Source organism: Wolbachia endosymbiont (group B) of Longitarsus flavicornis, from assembly GCF_964028135.1.
Taxonomy (GTDB): domain Bacteria; phylum Pseudomonadota; class Alphaproteobacteria; order Rickettsiales; family Anaplasmataceae; genus Wolbachia.
Genome location: NZ_OZ034758.1, coordinates 1,543,957 through 1,563,052, shown reverse-complemented (window position 1 = coordinate 1,563,052; position 19,096 = coordinate 1,543,957). Strand labels below are relative to the sequence as shown.

18 protein-coding genes, 3 tRNA genes and 1 pseudogene are annotated in these 19,096 nt (G+C 35.2%); 19 read left to right on the top strand and 3 right to left on the bottom strand.

Going from position 1 to position 19,096, the window contains the following annotated elements; all coding sequences use genetic code 11:
* Positions 1-15: 15 nt before the first annotated feature.
* Entirely contained in the window at positions 16-2,496 is a 2,481-nt protein-coding gene (locus ABWU45_RS07420) for a response regulator (protein ID WP_353278368.1), read from the bottom strand.
* 159 nt (positions 2,497-2,655) lie between these two features.
* Here ABWU45_RS07420 and hemF point away from each other — a divergent pair, with 159 nt between their 5' ends.
* The 11 genes and pseudogenes from hemF to sucD all read left to right on the top strand — a co-directional run bounded on the left by hemF (position 2,656) and on the right by sucD (position 10,092).
* Positions 2,656-3,480, top strand: a complete 825-nt coding sequence (gene hemF / locus ABWU45_RS07415; RefSeq protein WP_264682799.1) for an oxygen-dependent coproporphyrinogen oxidase — start codon at positions 2,656-2,658, stop codon at positions 3,478-3,480.
* 82 nt (positions 3,481-3,562) lie between these two features.
* Positions 3,563-4,288, top strand: a complete 726-nt coding sequence (locus ABWU45_RS07410; protein WP_353278367.1) for a hypothetical protein — start codon at positions 3,563-3,565, stop codon at positions 4,286-4,288.
* Between the two features lie 318 nt (positions 4,289-4,606).
* Complete coding sequence (locus ABWU45_RS07405) at positions 4,607-4,747, top strand: hypothetical protein (protein ID WP_019078704.1); 141 nt, start codon at positions 4,607-4,609, stop codon at positions 4,745-4,747.
* Between the two features lie 52 nt (positions 4,748-4,799).
* On the top strand, positions 4,800-6,044 hold the full coding sequence (ltrA, locus tag ABWU45_RS07400; protein ID WP_007302363.1) for a group II intron reverse transcriptase/maturase: 1,245 nt from the start codon (positions 4,800-4,802) through the stop codon (positions 6,042-6,044).
* Positions 6,045-6,124: 80 nt separating this feature from the next.
* Positions 6,125-6,550 (top strand): annotated as a pseudogene (locus ABWU45_RS07395) (hypothetical protein); the annotation flags it as partial.
* A 68-nt stretch (positions 6,551-6,618) separates the two neighbouring features.
* Positions 6,619-6,690 (top strand) — tRNA-Glu (locus tag ABWU45_RS07390).
* Positions 6,691-6,722: 32 nt separating this feature from the next.
* Positions 6,723-7,418 carry a 16S rRNA (uracil(1498)-N(3))-methyltransferase gene (locus tag ABWU45_RS07385; RefSeq protein ID WP_353278366.1) on the top strand — a complete coding sequence of 232 codons (696 nt, stop codon included), beginning with the start codon at positions 6,723-6,725 and terminating at the stop codon, positions 7,416-7,418.
* A gap of 122 nt (positions 7,419-7,540) precedes the next feature.
* A tRNA-Pro gene (locus ABWU45_RS07380) sits at positions 7,541-7,614 on the top strand.
* A gap of 198 nt (positions 7,615-7,812) precedes the next feature.
* The gene (gene rpsU, locus ABWU45_RS07375) at positions 7,813-8,013 is read left to right on the top strand and encodes a 30S ribosomal protein S21 (RefSeq protein ID WP_007302350.1); all 201 of its coding nucleotides are present in this window, start codon (positions 7,813-7,815) and stop codon (positions 8,011-8,013) included.
* Positions 8,014-8,043: 30 nt separating this feature from the next.
* Complete coding sequence (gene sucC, locus ABWU45_RS07370) at positions 8,044-9,204, top strand: ADP-forming succinate--CoA ligase subunit beta (RefSeq protein ID WP_139686754.1); 1,161 nt, start codon at positions 8,044-8,046, stop codon at positions 9,202-9,204.
* Positions 9,205-9,207: 3 nt separating this feature from the next.
* On the top strand, positions 9,208-10,092 hold the full coding sequence (gene sucD, locus ABWU45_RS07365) for a succinate--CoA ligase subunit alpha (RefSeq protein ID WP_353278365.1): 885 nt from the start codon (positions 9,208-9,210) through the stop codon (positions 10,090-10,092).
* 1 nt (position 10,093) lies between these two features.
* Here the strand turns inward: sucD and dapF are convergent, their stop codons facing one another.
* A complete protein-coding gene (gene dapF, locus ABWU45_RS07360) occupies positions 10,094-10,888 on the bottom strand; it encodes a diaminopimelate epimerase (protein ID WP_353278364.1) in 795 nt (264 codons plus the stop codon).
* A 105-nt stretch (positions 10,889-10,993) separates the two neighbouring features.
* Here dapF and ABWU45_RS07355 point away from each other — a divergent pair, with 105 nt between their 5' ends.
* Entirely contained in the window at positions 10,994-12,106 is a 1,113-nt protein-coding gene (locus ABWU45_RS07355; RefSeq protein WP_353278363.1) for a glycoside hydrolase family 5 protein, read from the top strand.
* On the opposite strand, the gene ABWU45_RS07350 is transcribed toward ABWU45_RS07355, so the two are convergent.
* The gene (locus tag ABWU45_RS07350; RefSeq protein ID WP_353278362.1) at positions 12,082-12,654 is read right to left on the bottom strand and encodes a nitroreductase family protein; all 573 of its coding nucleotides are present in this window, start codon (positions 12,652-12,654) and stop codon (positions 12,082-12,084) included. The two genes, ABWU45_RS07355 and ABWU45_RS07350, sit on opposite strands and share 25 nt — an antisense overlap.
* 96 nt (positions 12,655-12,750) lie before the next feature.
* Between ABWU45_RS07350 and ABWU45_RS07345 the strand changes: the two genes are divergently transcribed.
* From ABWU45_RS07345 to ABWU45_RS07315, 7 genes are all read left to right on the top strand, one after another.
* Positions 12,751-13,278, top strand: coding sequence for a biotin transporter BioY (locus ABWU45_RS07345; protein WP_353278361.1), 528 nt, complete (start codon positions 12,751-12,753; stop codon positions 13,276-13,278).
* Positions 13,275-13,673, top strand: coding sequence for a DUF1284 domain-containing protein (locus ABWU45_RS07340; RefSeq protein ID WP_353278360.1), 399 nt, complete (start codon positions 13,275-13,277; stop codon positions 13,671-13,673). Before ABWU45_RS07345 ends, ABWU45_RS07340 begins: the two co-directional genes overlap by 4 nt.
* A 68-nt stretch (positions 13,674-13,741) precedes the next feature.
* Entirely contained in the window at positions 13,742-14,608 is an 867-nt protein-coding gene (locus ABWU45_RS07335; protein WP_264682810.1) for a tetratricopeptide repeat protein, read from the top strand.
* Positions 14,609-14,672: 64 nt separating this feature from the next.
* Positions 14,673-14,745: transfer RNA gene (locus tag ABWU45_RS07330), tRNA-Val, on the top strand.
* Between the two features lie 51 nt (positions 14,746-14,796).
* Positions 14,797-17,499: a DNA topoisomerase (ATP-hydrolyzing) subunit A gene (gene gyrA, locus ABWU45_RS07325; protein WP_353278359.1), complete on the top strand. Its 2,703-nt coding sequence runs from the start codon at positions 14,797-14,799 to the stop codon at positions 17,497-17,499.
* A gap of 94 nt (positions 17,500-17,593) precedes the next feature.
* The gene (gene petA / locus ABWU45_RS07320; protein ID WP_353278358.1) at positions 17,594-18,193 is read left to right on the top strand and encodes a ubiquinol-cytochrome c reductase iron-sulfur subunit; all 600 of its coding nucleotides are present in this window, start codon (positions 17,594-17,596) and stop codon (positions 18,191-18,193) included.
* Between the two features lie 512 nt (positions 18,194-18,705).
* Positions 18,706-19,002 (top strand): transposase, encoded by a 297-nt coding sequence (locus ABWU45_RS07315; RefSeq protein WP_353278357.1) that lies wholly within the window; start codon positions 18,706-18,708, stop codon positions 19,000-19,002.
* Positions 19,003-19,096 lie beyond the last annotated feature (94 nt).

Here is a 19,096-nt window from a genome sequence, read left to right as displayed (position 1 = left end):
TGTTGCCAATCATGCTCAAAGTAAACTGCCTTTTTTTGTCTTGTGTAACACACTTTGAACCTTATTTCCTAACTCATTCAGAGTAAATGGTTTGGGTAAAAAATGGAAGTCTTCTATATTGATTTCATCGCTCTTTAAAAAAGCATCCTCTGCATACCCAGAAATAAAAATAACTTTGATGTTTGGCCTATGTATCAATGTTTCTTTAACTATTTCTGGACCACTCACCTCTGGCATGATTACATCAGTGATTATTAGATCTATGTGTTGATTTTTTTTTCTAATGATCTCTAGTGCCTCGCTGCCTATACTCGCTTCTATTACATTAAATCCTTTTCTTGTAAGAGCCTTAGCAGTAAATTCCCTTACTGAATCTTCATCTTCAATTAATAAAATTATACCATTACCTTTAATCTCTACCGGTTTCTCTATTTCTTGACTATCTTCCTCTTTATCATTTTCATCCGATATGTAAACTATGGGCAAAAATATGCTAAATTTAGTTCCATGATTCACTTTGCTAGCAACATAGATGTATCCTTCGGTTTGTTTAATAATGCCATATACAGTAGAGAGGCCAAGACCTGTACCAGAAGTAACATCTTTGGTAGAAAAAAATGGATCAAATGCCTTTTCAATTATATCACTCGTCATTCCACATCCAGTATCAATCACTTCAATCACAACATAATTCCCATGTTCAATCGTTTCCTTATCTGGAGAAAACATATCCTGAGGTGTAGAATTTAATGAATCAACCTTTTGATTAAAGGTTCGTATAGTTAACTCTCCCCCCTTTTCCATAGCAGCACCAGCATTAACTGCTAAGTTAAGCATCACTTGCTCTAATTGTCCTTGGTCAGCCCTAACAGCACCCAAATCGCTACCATAATAAATATTAAATTTTATATTTTCACCTATTAATCTTTTGATCATTTCATAAAGATTAGCTATCGTACCATTTACATTAATAATCTTTGGCTGCAAAGTCTGTCTTCTTGAAAAAGCAAGCAGTTGTCTTACCAAATTTGACCCACGTTTTGCATTTTGCTGTATCTGTATTATATCTCCAAAAGATGGATCGCTAGCTGAGTGCTGGAGTAAAAGCAAATCACAAAATCCTATTATTCCGGTTAATATATTATTGAAATCATGTGCAATACCACCTGCTAACTGCCCTATAGCTTGCACCTTTTGATAATGCTCAAGTTTTATCTCTAGTTTTTTACGTTCAGTATTATCAATAAAATAACAAAGTATGAACATCACTTTATTATGAAGAAACTTATTAAAATATATTTTCATGTTATTACCGCCATTGAGCTGCACATCAAAGGACGCATTATTTATCCTATTACTTGAAAAATATTCACGCACTTTCATATGATAACCATCTGATATCAATGCAAAGATAGAACCATTATTTGACCCCGCAAGTTTTACTAATGCTATATTTTTCTTTATAAAATTGCCATTTATGTCGCATTGTGCAATAGCAATTGACGAATTTGTAAAACAAGGGTGTAGTTGATAATCAACAATATTTGATTCAGTTGGTGTTATAAAGCCGTGTATATAGCTATGATTGTATTTATCACAAAATGTAGCAGTACTCATATAAGCCTTAAATGGAGCACCGCTTATAGTAAAAAACATAATTTCATTTTTGGTTATTGTATCGTCATACTTCGATTGAGATATAAAATCATTGATTGAGCTACCTTTTTCCAATTTTTTTAGTTCAAACATGTCTAAAAATCTTTTATTTACAGATAAGATACCTCCTTTTGTATTTGCAACGTAAGTTGCTATATTGTGTTTCTCTATCAACTCTTCATATACCTGCTCTTTGTTTACCTGTGTTGCCTTCAGTACAAAATACCCATTCGGTCTTGCTATTGGGGCTAATGATAAATTTAAAGTCTTATTGCTATTTATAGCAATTTGTGGATTATCCGGTATTGGTTCAGAGAGCAAAAGAAAGTTAGATATTCTACTCTTCTTGCTTAAGGAAATGCATACTTTTACAGAAGTGTTATTTCTTAACGCATGATAGAGTGATTTTCTGTCTTTTTCTGAAACATCTCCTGCTTCAAGAATTTTATCTAGCGTAACATCATCGTTTATGTGATCTTTAAACCTTTCATAGAACCTCGCATCAGCATAAATAATACCCTCATCTTTATGTAAAATGAGACAAAACTCTGTATTATGATTCAGCGCGTTTGCAAATATTGCATTTTGAAACTCTATGATATTAAGTAGATACTTGTAACGTTTTATATTATATACCACAAAGAGAGTCATTAGAGTACTAATTAATAAATTAATCCCTATATTAACATGCTGACTATATACATTAGAAAAATAGAGTACTGATATTGCTATTGGAGGTAAGAACATAATGACTGCCATCACAACAATTGACATCCCATAATTTCTTAGTATGAAGTCAACTCTGTTCTCTTTTTTGTTATCTATGTATCTTTTACTCATTATTATTGCTTGGCATCCTTGCACATATAAAAATATTCTACTATATTGATTTAATTATTATAGATTTATTAACATCTTTGATGGGTAGTTACTATCCCAATCTAATTAAGTCCTATAAATATAGAGTACAATAATATTAACAAGCCAACAGAAGGCATTATGGAAAAACAAAAGACACAAGCATTTGAATGGTTCTGCGCACTGAGAAACAAGATCACCGAATCTTTCTTATCAATTGAGGTACAGTCATTCACAGAACCAAAAATCGAAAAAAGAAAGTGGAACCGACCAGGTGGAGGAAGTGGTGAATCTACAATTATCTTTGGTAATATTTTTGAAAAAGTTGGAGTAAACGTTTCAAGAGTATACGGAAAGCTCGCAGACTCAGCCATTAATGAAATTCCTGGTGCAAGTGAAAGCAATGGAGAGTTTTGGGCAAGCGGTATATCTTTAGTTTCTCACATGCAATCTCCCCTTATCCCTGCAGCACATATGAACACAAGGCTGATATATACCTCAAAACAATGGTTTGGTGGAGGAATGGACTTTACTCCAATTTATAAAGATGAGGGAGATTGCAAGTATATTCACGAATCAATTAAAGCAACTTGCGATGAGTTCAACATCGAATATTATCCGAAATTTAAAAAGCAATGTGATGATTACTTTTTTTTACAACATAGAAAAGAGCCACGTGGTATTGGTGGAATTTTTTATGACAATCTAACTTCTGGCAATTGGAAAAATAATTTTGAGTTCACAAAAGCAGTAGGTGAAGCCTTTTTAGAAATTTACTTACACATCATACACAAACATATGCAAAAATCTTGGACAAAAGAACAACGAGAAGAACAATTGATAAAACGTGGCAGATATGTGGAGTTCAATCTTCTTTATGATCGTGGTACAAGGTTTGGTTTAATGACTAATGGTAACCCCGATGCAATTATGATGTCGATGCCGCCTCTTGTTAAGTGGGTGTGAAAAGCGGTTATTAATATAAAATAAATCGTTATAGTTTAAAATTGTACCACAATGGTGAGCTTTTATATAGAGGGGTACAATCATGGGTATAGTAGATAGTTTTTTAATTAAATCCGCTAGAAATAGCAATATAAGAGGCGTGAGGCTAGCTTTAAGTCTTCATAATATAGTAAACAGCTTTGAAAAACTCTTTTCTAGAATTAATCCTTTTAGGAACAAGGGGTCATTTGACTTGAATAATGATCAAACTTTAAATCGAGCTTTAGAGTATGCAGTAACAAATCTTGATCATAATGTAATGACGTTACTTATTAGTGCTGGAGCAAATATTAATGAAATAAATAATAGTATAGGAAATGTAATCCTTCAATACAAAATAGCATCAGAAGCTATGCAGTACGGAGATAAGGACAGTCTCAAAGATCGTAAAGAAAAATGTTGTTTAGTGCTTGGTGAGCTAATAAAAAAAGAAAGAAAAGAAATATTGGAGATTTTGAAACAAACGGAAAGTTGTGACAAGCTTAAAGAGGAAGTAGAGCTAAAATTTAAGGCCAACTCACCTAAAAAACCTCCTAGAATTTTTGAGCATGATGATATTTTACTTTTAAAAGAGCCCATTTATGATGAGGTATATGACGCTAAGGTTAGTAACTCATTAGAAGAGTTGAGCGTATCGGAAGAATCCATTTATGCTGAAGTATATGATTTGCATAAAAGATCTACTGAAAATTTATCATTGAAAGATAGTGGTTATTCTAGTATATCAGGAGAACCTATTTATGAAGATGTAGATGATTGTGCGCCGTAGAAACACGGAAAGTGTTGAAGCTGTGCAGTAGATGAGGGAGGGCCCCTCGGAGCCGGTTTGCAAGAGCAGGCTTCAAACAGCCATAAGCTGCTTTGGTAAAGAGCTAAGGTAGTGAGCGTTATGGAAAAGGCACAATTATGTGTCATGTATGAAATAGAGAGACGAACGCAAGTGAACCACTGATGAAGTGTCGAAAGCGTAGAGACGACGTCAAAACCAGGGGGTAGTCGTTAACCTGGGATGAATCTACTGGGAGCTTGTTTACTGGGTAGGTGGCGTCCGGCATAAAAGTGGCGTGAATCTATTTTAGGCTATTGCATGGAACTACGGGAACCTGTCGTTTCGATGAAAAGGGAGAAGTCCAAAGAGCTGATCTCTGAGGATGAGAGTACCGATGCGAAAAACAGGGGCGGATTAGCTCGTAGTAGCGAAGAAGTTTCTGTAATGGAAATGGAGTGAAGGGGCTAAGTTATTTAGTTTTAATTATTTATCAACCGAAAGGGAGGAGTTAATGAATAAAACAAAGTCTTTTGATATACCGAAGCAACTTATTTGGAGAGCTTATAAACAAGTATCGAAAAATAAAGGTGCAGCAGGTGTAGATGAGGTCTCGATAACAAAGTTTGAAGAAAATCTAAAGGATAATCTATACAAATTATGGAATCGGATGTCATCCGGAAGTTATTTTCCAGAGCCGGTAAAAGCTGTTGCGATACCAAAAGATACAGGAGGGCAAAGAATTTTATGTGTGCCTTCAGTATTCGACAGAATAGCGCAAACAGCAGCTACAATGTATCTTGAGCCGTTAGTAGAACCGAAATTTCACGAAGATTCATATGGTTATAGACCAAATAAGTCTGCGCTGGATGCGGTATACACAGCACGGAAGAGATGTTGGAAAAATGATTGGACGGTAGATCTTGATATATCTGGATTTTTCGACAATCTGGACCACGATTTAGCACTGCAGGCTATCAAGAAACACACAGACTGCAAATGGGTCATACTGTATGTTGAGAGGTGGATGAAAGCCCCCATTCAGCAAGCAGATGGCAGTAGGGTAACAAGGGATAAAGGAGTTCCGCAAGGAGGTTCAATAAGCCCAATCATTTCAAGCATATTTATGCACCATGCGTTTGATATGTGGATGAAACAAAATTATCCAACAGTACCATTTGAAAGATATGTAGATGATGCGATAGTGCACTGCAGAACTAAAAGACAGGCAGGATTTATGAAAGTAATGATTGAAGAAAGATTGGCTAAGTGTAAATTGAAGTTACATCCTGAAAAGACACAGATTGTGTACAGTAAGGATGATGATAGAAAAGAACAATTTCCTAAACAAAGCTTTGATTTTCTAGGTTATACTTTTAGACCTAGAGTAGCAAAGAATAAGATGAGGAATTATTTCATCTCATTTCTACCTGCAATTAGTAACAAAGCCAAGAAGAAGATCAAGAAAACCATAAAGTCATGGAGAATACATCGGATTACATGGACCACACTAGAGGAAATATCGAAGAAAATAGATCCAATAGTCAGAGGCTGGTTTCAGTACTATGGCAGGTTTTATAAATCAGAGATGTATCCATCTCTCAGAAATATAGAGAGATACCTCATAAGATGGGTCAGGACAAAATATAAGAAACTTCGTGATCACGGAAGACTAGCAAAGCAATTTCTAGGAAAAGTGAGAAAGAGGTCTCCAAGTATTTTCTATCATTGGACACTTGGGTTAGGATCAAAAGGCTAAATAATGGGAGCTGTATAAGTCGAGAGGTTTCCGTGCAGTTCTGCGAGAGACTGGTGGGGAAGCTCCGCCGGTCTACTCTCCTCTCAGAGCAAAAAAAGCCCACTAGCTTAAATCATAAAGAGCAACCAGAGCCTATTTATGCTAAAGTAGATTTATCGAAAAAGAGATCAGAAAGACAAGCAAAACATATAAAAGATAATTCTGGGACTTATCATGGATTAGTGCAGGATAAAGTGAATAATTTGCAAGTAAAACTAAATGAGCAAAGTGCTAATAAGCCAGCGAGTCAGCAAATCAAGACCAAGGCTGGCTTTAACGTAAAAGAAATAAGGCAAAATTTTGAGCGTAGAGATTCTGGATACGATTCTGGCTATGATTCAGATACAAAAGTTGAACAAAAATTAGATTTAGGATCTAAAGCTCCTAAATCTGAGATAGGTTCAGTAAGCATTGAACATGGGGTAATAGGAGGCTGTCGATATAAAATCACTGATATATCACTCTAACTGTGTGATTCAAAATAATTGAATTGACTTTATATGTATAATCGATATAACTCAGTTAGATTCAAGTCGACTCTTTCGTCTAGTGGTTAGGACACCACCCTTTCACGGTGGTAACACGGGTTCAAATCCCGTAAGAGTCACTCAAACAGAATGCAAATAACTAAAGTTTTGAATGAAAAAAATTAGGCTTTATGTTGAAGAAGCTTTATCACAAAATGTAAGTTTGACGCTTCATCCACGACAAAGTCACTATATTTACAATGTAATGCGGCTTAAGAAGCATGATAACATCTATCTTTTTAATGGAAAGGATGGAGAATGGTTAGGAGAAGTAGTGAATATATCAAGTAAATCGACAAAAATTATAATAAAAGAACGCACTAAACAACAACAACATGAAAAAAATCTATATTTGTATTGTGCTCTGGTAAAAAGCGGTGACTTAAGCAACATAGTAAGACAAGCAACTGAAATGGGAGTAACCTGCATTCAATTTATTTCAACAGAACGTACAGTAGTAAAAAACATTAACCTAAGTAGAGCGAAATTACAGGCAATTGAAGCTGCGGAACAATCCGGTAGGACAAGTATACCACAGATTTTTCTTCCTATTAATTTTTGTGAATTATCCGATTCCCAGAATAAAAATTTTGTTTTGTGTGATGAAACAGGTGAAGGACAACCTCCTAATAAAGTTCTAAAAGGCAAGAAAAACGTTGCTATTATTGTTGGCCCCGAAGGTGGTTTTTCATCTTACGAACTTGATTCTGCCAATAAATTTTGTCAGAAACTGAGTCTAGGAAAAAGAATTTTGAGAGTTGATACTGCTGTAGTTGCTGCATTAACCTTCACCAATTGGTATAGCTAGATTTTTTAATATGGCTAGTGCAATTTGACACTCTATATAAAGAAATCTGCATTATATTTTTCCTAAAAGAAATAAATGAAACTTGCATTTTTCCGAACTATCGATACTCTTAGTAAAGAAGTCGGGGCGTAGCGCAGCCTGGTAGCGCATTTGGTTTGGGACCAAAGGGTCGGGAGTTCAAATCTCTCCGCCCCGAGATTAGAAAAATTACAAGAGCACTGTAACCTAAGAGCAATTTTTATCAGCAAGTAAATGATTGACAGCAGAATGAAGCTTTTTTCATATAAATCACTGCATATCATATTCTATCGCTCAAGTTTATAAAATAATTGACAATGTTAATTTTCTAATTTATAAATGGATTTTGAAGTGATTACCGAAGGAGGTATAGAGTTTGATTGAAGTATCAGTCCATTATGGTGATGTAGATAGAGCTCTTCCAGTGTTGAGAAAAATAATTCAAAAGGAAGGAAGAGGGCTCAAAATGAAAAAAAAATATCACGAAAAGAAATCAGAGAAAACAGCTAAAAAAAAAGCTGAAGCAAGGAAAAAGAGGTATCAGCAAGAATGCAGAAGACAGCGTTATGGTTGGTAGTTTTTACTAAGGTTAATAATTAGTTATCTTATGAATATTCATGAATATCAAGCAAAGGAAATTTTACACAAGTTTAATGTCCCGGTACCAAAGGGTTTTGTTGCTACATCTGCAGAAGGAGTAGAAACTCAAATAAATCAACTAAAATCTGACGTGTTTGTGGTTAAAGCTCAGATTCATGCAGGTGGTAGGGGTAAGGCTGGTGGCGTAAAGCTAGCAAAGTCAACTAAAGAAGCTCAACAACTTGTAAAGGACATGCTTGGCATAACTTTAGTTACTCATCAAACAGGGCCTAGTGGACAGCAGGTAAGAAGAGTATACATTGAGGAAGGTTCAAGCATTAAAAAAGAGTACTATTTGAGTCTAGTAGTTGATCCAAAGCTCAGTAGGTTAGTATTTATATTTTCCTCAGAAGGTGGTATGGATATTGAAGAGGTAGCAAAAAATTCTCCTACAAAAATTGTGAAATTTGATATTGACCCTGCTACTGGTTTTACAAATCTTGATAACAGTAAACTTGCCAATAATTTTAATTTGAATTCAGAACAAATAGAAAGAATAACAAATATTGCAAAAAATATATATGATGCGTTTATTACAACTGATGCAAGCCAAATAGAAATTAACCCACTAGTTGAAACAAATTCTGGGGATTTTGTTGCACTTGATGCTAAAATTAATTTTGATGACAACGCTTTATATCGTCATCCAGAAATCGTGCAGCTTCGTGATTATGATGAAGAAGTTAAAGAAGAGATAGAAGCTTCAAAACATGGACTTAGTTACATCAAAATGGATGGCAATATTGGTTGCATGGTGAACGGTGCAGGTCTTGCTATGGCAACAATGGATATAATAAAGTACTATGGAGCAGAGCCTGCTAACTTTCTAGATGTTGGTGGTGGAGCAAGTAAGGAAACTGTCACTGAAGCATTTAAAATTATATTATCTGATAGTAATGTACAAGGAATTTTGGTTAATATATTTGGCGGTATAATGCGTTGTGATATCATTGCAAATGGAATAGTTGAAGCTGCAAAAGAAATAGATATTAAGGTCCCTTTAGTGGTTAGATTATCAGGCACTAACTTTAAAGAAGGAAAAAGAATTTTAGAAGAGTCAGGGCTAAATATTATTGCTGCAGACGAACTTGACGAGGCTGCACAGAAAATAGTACAAGAGGTGAAGTAGAGTATGTCTGTTTTAGTAAATAAAGATACAAGATTAATATGCCAGGGCTTTACTGGTGCACAAGGTACATTTCATTCAGAACAAGCAATTAGCTATGGAACAAAAATGGTTGGCGGTGTAACTCCTAGCAAGGGTGGAAGCACTCACCTTAATTTACCAGTTTTTAATACCGTAGCAGAAGCTAAAGAAAAAACTGATGTGAATGCTACTGTGATATATGTACCTGCTAAATTTGCAGCTGATGCAATACTTGAGGCAATAGATGCAGAGATAGAATTAATAGTTTGCATCACAGAGGGCATTCCTATACTTGACATGGTAAAGGTAAAGCACGCTCTCGCTGGTTCAAACAGTCGATTGATTGGCCCAAACTGTCCAGGGGTTATTACACCTGAAGAATGCAAAATAGGAATTATGCCAGGACATATTCACAAACGTGGACATATAGGAATTATGTCTCGCTCTGGAACTTTAACTTATGAAGCAGTAGCACAAACAACTGCTGTTGGTCTTGGTCAATCCACATGTATCGGAATTGGGGGGGATCCAGTTCATGGTATGACATTTGTTGACTGTATGGAGCTCTTTTTAAAAGATGACGATACTCATGGTATTGTAGTTATTGGTGAAATAGGTGGAAACGAAGAAGAAGATGTATCACATTTTGTGAAAACAGAAAAAACTAAAAAGCCAATCGTTGGTTTTGTAGCAGGCCAAACGGCACCTCCAGGAAGACGTATGGGACACGCTGGAGCAATCATCTCTTCCAGCGGTGGAAGTGCTGGTGCAAAGTTAGAGGTTATGCGCAGTGCTGGGATTGCAATTGCAGAAACTCCTGCGGTGATTGGTAAAAAAGTTCTGGAAGTAATGAGTCAGTGCCTAGCCTAGGTCATAAAAACCCTATATCACCAGTCATAAATACGCTATCTGACCACTCAATTAATAACCTACCTCCTGGTAAATGTACTGAAGCTTGTTTAGTAGCCAAACACTTACGAAGTATAGATGCAACAAATGCTGCACAAGCCGCACTACCACATGAAGCAGTAATACCTGTTCCTCTTTCCCAAACTCTTAAGTTTATTTCTCCAGATTTTTCTATTTGTGCAATACTAACATTTGTTTTCTGAGGAAATAATTCGTGATTTTCTAGCTTTGGTCCTAAATTTTGCAATGGTATTTCACTTATGTTATCAACAAAAAAAACTATATGAGGGTTACCAATGTTTACTGCAACTGGATCTTTCAGCATTTCAAGCTCTATAGGTAGATAAAGGGGATCGCATTCACAAGAAAGAGGAATTTCATTCCATTTAAGCAGTGGTTTACCCATATTGACCTTTATTGATTTATCACCTACTTTAAAACATTCTAAGATACGATTATTTATCAGCTCAATAGTGATATATTCAGTACCTTTTTCTAACATTATCAAATATCCAACACAGCGTGCTGCGTTTCCACACATTTCAGCTCGACTACCGTCAGCATTGTAGATATGCATAAAGCAGTTTGCAGCATTAGACATTGTTATAATTATCACTTGATCACAACTGCCTTGATCAGCAATTTGTCTATAATTCCAGTCTAAATTATTTGCTGAACGTGAGTCTATGATAACAAAACTATTGCCAGTACCATGCATCTTTACAAACGGGATCTTGTCTGTTAGGTTACTTACCATTATAGCAAAATTATATAAGTGAAAATTTTTCTTCTAATTACAGCTGTTTTGTATTCTATAGTTTTCTGTAATGTGAGTGCTAAGTCAATACCGGAGAACAGCAAAATGCTCTTTTGGCAAACTGGAGTCAGAAAGGGAACAAATGTTTTCAATAGAAAAGTTGATAGTGACTTAATCAAAGCAGCAAAGGAATACAAAATTGGTTTTATTCGTCTTGCTCCTGACAAATTTGAAACTACGCAACGTGACTTCCTCTTAGGCAATGCAGACAATTATCCGGGCCTGATTTCCAAAGACCTGAAAGTTCTGAAAGATGTTTTAGATGCTTTTCATCAACAAAAAATACCAGTAGTGTTAACGATGCTTAGCTTACCTGGATCTAGATGGAAGCAAAATAATAACGATAAAGATGATTTACGTTTATGGTCAGATCAAGCTTTTCAAAAACAAGCAGCAAAATTTTGGCAAGATCTTGCCAAAGAGCTTAAAGATCATCCTGCTATTGTTGGATATAATATCTTAAATGAACCACATCCAGAAAAGCTTTATAATACTGCAGACTCGGCTATTTATAAAGTAGAACAAAGCAAAGTTCAGAAGAATCTATTTGGCTTTTATAGCAGCGTGGTAAACAGTATCCGCCAAGTTGACTCAGAGACCCCAATAATACTTGATAGCAGCAGTTATGCTGACTCTAATACTTTTAACAAATTTGAACCAGTTAGTGATAAAAATGTTCTTTATTCATTTCATATATATGAGCCCTTTGCTTATACAAACTTAAAATTAAACCAAGGTAACTTCGCCTACCCTGGACATGTTCAATCTTTTGATGCAAAAAAAGTAGAGTATTGGAATAAAGATAAGTTAAAATCATATATAGAACCTGTAAAAATTTTCCAAAAGAGGTATAATATACCAGATTATAAGATCCTTGCTGGAGAGTTTGGCGGGCACCGCTGCTCAAAAGGATTAGAGCACTATTTTCGAGATCTTACTTCTATTTTTAATGAATATAATTGGCATTTTGCTGTTTATGGCTTTCGAGAAGATATATGGGATGGTATGGACTATGAACTTGGAAACGAGAAGCTTTCATGGAAAGACTGGCAAGCAATTGAAGAGGGTAGGATGAAAAAAAATTATTTGCCAAATAATTCAATTTTTAAGATATTAAGAGAAGAATGGTCAAGTCAGCTCGCTGGCCATTCGTCATAAAAGAATATTTCTTTTATTGATCTTCTTTGTTTTTCTTTGACTTCAGCACCCTCTTTTTCGTAACCAACTGCTATCACTGACATTACATTAAAATCATCAGGTATATTGAATCTCTTAACTATTTTATCTCTATCAAATCCACCCATTTGATGAGCCATTAAGTTCATAGCTGCAGCCTGCAGCATAAGTGCATAATTTGCTGCACCAGTATCATGTTTAGCCCAAAGATTTTCTCCTTTACCTTTTTTACGGAAGTTCTTAGCGCTTAGAGATATAATTAGTATTTGTGCATCTTTTGCCCACTTTTGATTAGATTCATCAAGGCAGCCGAGCAATTTTTTCCATGCGCTTTGATTGTTCTGTTTGTTGCATATCACATATCGCCAAGGTTCATCACCAAAACACGAGGGTGTTAGCCTTACAGCTTCTATTAAAATATCCATTTCTTTCTGAGATATTGCTCTTGTAGGATCGTATGAACGTCCGCTGTGTCTTTCTTTCATCAACGATAATAGATCTTGTTTACTCATCATTTTTAAATAGTGCATAAATAATTCATTGTAGCGCAATATAAGCAAAATTTAAATTGCAAAACCTCTTATACACATATATTACATTTAGTAAGTTATTTTTATTGGGAAGATATGTTTATAACACAATCAAGCAGTAGGTCAACACTGGCTGAAATATTGTCTTGTGTTTTACTTTTATTCTTGATGGCTCAAATAAACATACCATTGCAGCCTGTGCCTATCACATTGCAAACTTTAGGATTAATGCTTGTTGGGCTTAAATTTAACCGCAGAACAGCATTCTATTCTGTGCTTACATATCTATCACTTGGTGCAGCAGGATTTCCTGTTTTTGCGAATTTTTCTGGTGGTCATCACATTTTTCTCGGGCCAACAGGTGGATATTTGATTGGCTGTTTAGTTGCTGTTGTAGTAATGAGCAGAGTAAATGAATTACTGAACTCTAAATATAAATCATTTATGTGTAATTCTTTCAGTTGTCTGGCGGGTACAGTTGTAATCTTTATTTGTGGTATTAGTTGGCTTACTATTTACGTGGGTCTGAAACAAGCAATAATGGTAGGTGTTTTACCATTCATCCTTCCTGGTTTGGTAAAAATTTTTCTACTTGTAGCAGCTTTGCAGTATTTGAAAAAGTGATAAGGTTTCGTCCTCATCATTTTATGTGCACTCTTGCATTTCAAGGGTATGGATATTCTCAGAGCTTTGTAGAAAATTACAAAAAGATAGCAAGTAAAGTAATTAGTGATCCTAATACTAAAATCGAAGTAGTTGATAATCTTGACACTATTTGCAGTGTTTGCCCAAAACAGACTAAACAAGGTAAATGTACCACACAAGCTAAAGTTTTAGAGCTAGATAGAAGGCATATGGAAATTTTAGGAATAAAAATTGGCGAGATTTTGACCTGGAGTGAAGCAGTCAAAAGAATTAGAAAGAAAATGTCTTTAGAGAAATTTGACTACGCATGTGAGGAGTGTAATTGGCAACCATATGGAATGTGTAGAAGTGCTCTTTTAACTCATTCTAAATAGTATCTGCCAATTAATAATATCTTTATTATTATATTAGATAAGTAATTTAGCATTTATGAATTTGTAATGTGTTGCGTATAGTTCAAAGAAATAAGATTTACTGGTTACGCGCTGCAGCCAATGCCACAACACTAGGATCTATGGTTGTCTGCATGTTAATTTGCGTTGTGATTTTATGGAGGTCTTCTGTTACCTATGCTAGTGAAAATTTGGAGATACAGAAGGTCTTTGATAGTGTTGTCAAGCATATAAAAGCTGATAAAAAATATAAAGATCTTGATGTTCTCGAGAGAAAAAGTGACAAATTTAATATCAAAATTTCGCAGAATTCTGGCAAGAATTTTGACATATACTCTATTTTAAAAAAAGCAAAAGATTCCTTTGAGTTAGGAGATAGTGAAACAGCTACTTCTCTCCTCAATCAGATTATCGCAAGATTTCCTTATCATGAAAGTGCTTTAATTGGACTAGGGAATATCTATTACGCTAACAAAGAATTTAAAAAAGCTGTAGAGATTTACACAAGACTGTTAAAAGAATATCCTAGCAACCCTTATGTATTAAAGAATTTTCTGACGATAATCTCACAATATGATCCTAATTTAGCATTGAGTGAAATGTTGAAATTGTATGATACACTCAGAAATAGCGCCCCTTTATCAGCAAATTTAGGTTTGATCTATATGAAAAAAGGGGATTACGTAAAAGCTAAAGAATATATGAAAGCAGCAATTTCTTTAGATCAAAACAATATTTTTTATACCTATAATTTAGCTGTTATTCTAGATAAGCTCTCAGATTTTAAAAATGCCACAGCATGTTATTCAAAGTTGTTGAACATGTCAAAAAATGCAAGTGAAAGAATACCTTTATACAAGGTAGCAGCAAGGCTAAAATTTATACAACTCCATAGTGCGCACTCAGCGATTCCATAAGAGTTGCTTGTATCGCTATTTTTGTTTACAACAACAACATTGAACTCTAGAATTATATCTAGAGGGGCAATTAGCTCAGCTGGTAGAGCATCTCGTTTACACCGAGGAGGTCGGCAGTTCAAGTCTGTCATTGCCCATTAGCCTAGTTGAATATTAATATTACAATTATTTCAATCAAAGTATAGAAAATGCAAGACAACATAGTACCAGTTTCAATAGTGAAAGAGCTAGAGGATTCTTATCTCTCCTACGCAATGAGTGTGATCATAAGTCGAGCTATACCTGATGTGCGAGATGGATTTAAACCTGTTCATAGGCGCATATTATACGCAATGTCGAGGGCTGGGTTCGATGCCGGTAAACCGTATAAAAAAGCAGCTCGTATAGTCGGGGATGTAATGGGAAAATATCACCCACATGGTGACATGGCTATCTATGACTCCTTGGTCAGGATGGCTCAAGATTTTTCTCTTCTTTTACCACTGATTGATGGGCAAGGTAACTTTGGTTCGATAGATGGAGATCCGCCAGCTTCAATGCGATATACAGAAGCAAGGCTCCACAGAGTGTCGCATTTTTTACTAAATGATATTGACGAAGATACAGTTGATTTTAGGCCAAACTATGATGGAAATGAAACAGAGCCTGTTGTACTGCCTGCAGAATTTCCGAATCTATTGGTAAATGGTGCAAGCGGTGTTGCAGTTGGTATGGCAACCAATATTCCTTCTCACAACCTTGGAGAAATAATAGATGCTTGTATGTTATATATAGATAATCCTGAAGTTACTTTGGATGAGTTACTTGAAGTGATGCCAGGGCCGGATTTCCCAACTGGGGGAATGATTCTTGGAAGGTCTGGAATAAGATCAGCATTTGCAACTGGTCGTGGCTCAATTGTTGTGCAAGGCAAGACTCACATAGAAGACCTGCCACAAGATAGGCAAGCAATAGTGATTGATGAAATACCTTACCAGGTAAATAAAGTAAAATTAATTGAGAAGATAGGTGAGCTTGTAAAAGAAAAAAGAATTGATGGCATAACAGAAATTAGGGATGAGTCTGATAAGTCTGGTATTAGGGTAGTAATTGACCTCAGAAGAAATGCTGAAGCAAGTTTTATACTTAATCAAATATTAGGACTAACTCCACTAAGAAGTAGTTTTAGTGTTAACACTCTAGTCCTCAACAATAACAGGCCTGCTTTGATGTCATTAAAAGAAATCATAGCTGCTTTTGTTGATTTTAGAAAAGAAGTATTAATCAGGAGAACAGAATTTCGTCTAAGAAAAACGAGGGAAAAAGCTCATATATATATAGGGCTCTACATTGCGGTCTTGAGCATAGATGAAGTGATAAAAATCATCCGTGGTGCAAAAGATCCTGCGGAAGCAAGTAGAGAACTTTTAAATAAAGAATGGAAAACTTCAGCTGAGATAAACACAGTTATTGGATTAATCTCAGACAGCATGAGCTTTTTGAAAGACGGAGTGTATAGATTAACTGAGCTGCAAACGAAAGCTATTCTTGACATGAAATTGCAACGTTTAACAGGCCTTGAAAAAGACAAATTAGAAGCTGAGCTAAGTTCAATGATCAACCTGATAAAAGAATATATCGCTTTTCTTGGCTCAGGAGAGAAGTTGATGAAAGAAATAAAAAACAATCTACAAGAAATAAAGAACAGATTTGCTGTGCCGCGAAAAACTTCAATAGAGGAATCAGATACGGACATTGAAGCTGAAGATCTAATTCCACAAGAGGATATGGTGATAACCGTAACTATGAATGGTTATATCAAGCGTGTGAAGCTTTCTCATTATAGAACTCAGCGTCGTGGTGGAAAAGGAAAGCTAGGACAAGGATTAAAAGAAGAGGATGTAACCACAAAATTATTTGTTGGGAATACCCACACTAGCCTTTTATTCTTTTCTAATATTGGCCGAGTTTATAGATTAAAAGTTTATAAGTTACCTCTTGCAGAGCCAACTGCACGTGGAAGAGCACTTGTTAATATATTCCCGCTTAGCGATGGTGAAACTATAACTAATATAATGCCATTACCAAGTGAAAATGACGAAAATCAAAACATAGTTTTTGCTACTGCTCATGGGAACATAAGGCGCAACTCTTTAGCGGATTTTCACTATATTCCAAGCAATGGAAAAATAGCAATCAAGCTCGATGAAGGAGATAAGTTAATATCAGTTAAAGTATGCAATGAAATTGATCATGTTTTTCTTTCAACAAGATTCGGCAAAAGTATCAGATTTGTTGTAAGTGATGTGCGTCAATTTAAAAGTCGCAATTCAGATGGCGTAAGAGGTATCAAACTTGCAAAGAATGACAGCGTGATATCTATGACCATATTAAATGGGATAGGTGTAGCAACAGAAACAAAAGAACTTTACTTAAAAGTTCCACTTGCAAAAAGACTGGGGACTGCAATTAATAACTCCATTGATTCTAAATTGGAAAAGACTTTGAATGATTTAGGAATAGATAACGAATTATTCTTAAAACTTGCAGTGAATGAGGAGTTTATATTAACTATTACCGAAAATGGCTTTGGTAAAAGAACTTCTGCGTATGAGTATAGAATAACTAACAGGGGTGGTGTTGGTATCACCAATATTCTTACTACCAACAGAAACGGTAATATTGTTGCTAGTTTTCCAGTTGAGCAGGGTGATAATATCATGCTTATTACAGATAAAGGAAAGTTAATTCGTATTTCAGTAAATGATATCAGAATTGCAGGACGTAGCACTCAAGGAGTCACTCTGTTTAAAACAGAGAGTAGAGAAAAGGTGGTGTCAGTAGCGAAAATTGAGGATCCCGATTCCACTGAAGATAGTATTTCCGAAATTGAAAACTCTGTTTCTTCTTAACTGTATAGCAAAGGTTAAGCAAATAGTGCAAATTTCTATTGATTAATCTATAATATTTAAATTAAAATATATGTCTATGTTCAAGTAGAGATTGATGGATAAGAAGTTAACTAAAAATAAAAGATCATTGACGAATGAGAAGAATAAAAAAACATCTCTTGTTAAAGATTTTGCCAAAAATAAGAGTAGAAGAGATTTTATCACATTAACTACGTGTGCCATGGCAGGTATAGGAGCTGCAAGCGGTCTTTGGCCATTGGTTAAGTCTATGAATCCTTCTGCTGAGGTTTTAGCGATGTCTACGGTTGAGGTTAATCTATCTGATATTCAAGAAGGACAAGGAAAAAAGGTAAAATGGCAAGGTAAGCCAGTATTTATCCGCAAGCGCACAAAACAAGAGATTGAGGCTGCAAGAGCCATAAATGCAGAAAATTTGAGAGATCCTGAATCAGATGAAAAAAGAGTATACAAAGGAAAAGATGAATGGTTAATTATGATTGGAATATGCACCCATCTTGGATGTGTACCAGTTGATCACGCTACAAAAGACGGCAACGGTTGGTTCTGCCCTTGTCACGGTTCATATTATGACACATCAGGCCGAGTAATTGGTGGTCCTGCACCAAAAAACATGGCTATACCTGACTACTTTTTTCCAAGTGAAAATATTGTAGTAATTGGCAAGAAGGCTTAACGGATTTTCATAATTAAAGTAATAAAAGTATATTGCATTTCAAGAAGCACACTGACTTCATAGGCAAAGCTCTTGAAGTCTATCAAGCTAATTTTATACTATGCACATATTCGGGTGATAATTAAGAAACTTGCCTGCCAAATCTTCAGAGTTGACAGCTAAATTTAAAACTTGTTCCTTTGCGTCAGAAAAATTCTGACTAACTTGCTTAAAGTTATTTTCTAACTCTTCGAGGATGGAGCTGAAATTAAAAAAACTTTTCTGCATTTTATCAAGATTTTGAGTTATATAGCTTAATACATAAAGATAGAGACAAGAGGGGAAGAGATATGGTAAAGCAAGAAAAAGCTGAAAGTGAGGGAATAAATGTAGTCACCATATCAATATGAATTAAGGGAAAGAGTGATTTCAGTGGAATCGGGATGGCTTTGTTGAATCGCTCAAGTGAAAAGAACTGGCAGTTACTGACAAAATTCATTATAAAACAGCCATTTAACTGTTGAAGAAAAAATATGCCACAAAAAATGAGAGTCAGTAACTGCCATAAATATAACAAATTTCTCCAAGAAAGAGGAAGCATTTTTTGTTATATCAATGACGCCATAGAAAATTGGTACGAGAATTGTCCAAAAATGCAGGGCGGCAACTATATTTATAGTGATAAAGTTGTGATTTTAGTGCATATAATCGTCAGTTTCTTTAGAATTGGTTTAAGACAAACAGTCGGGTTTATAAAAGGATATTTGCAACAAATAGGAAGAGATTTGCAGCTATTCACAAGCATCAAAAAAAACTTAATATTAAGATAAATGATTGCAGAAAATAATATAGAAGATATCGAAATTGCTATAGACAGTACAGGAATTAGTATATACAACAACACACAGCAAGGAAAATAGCACT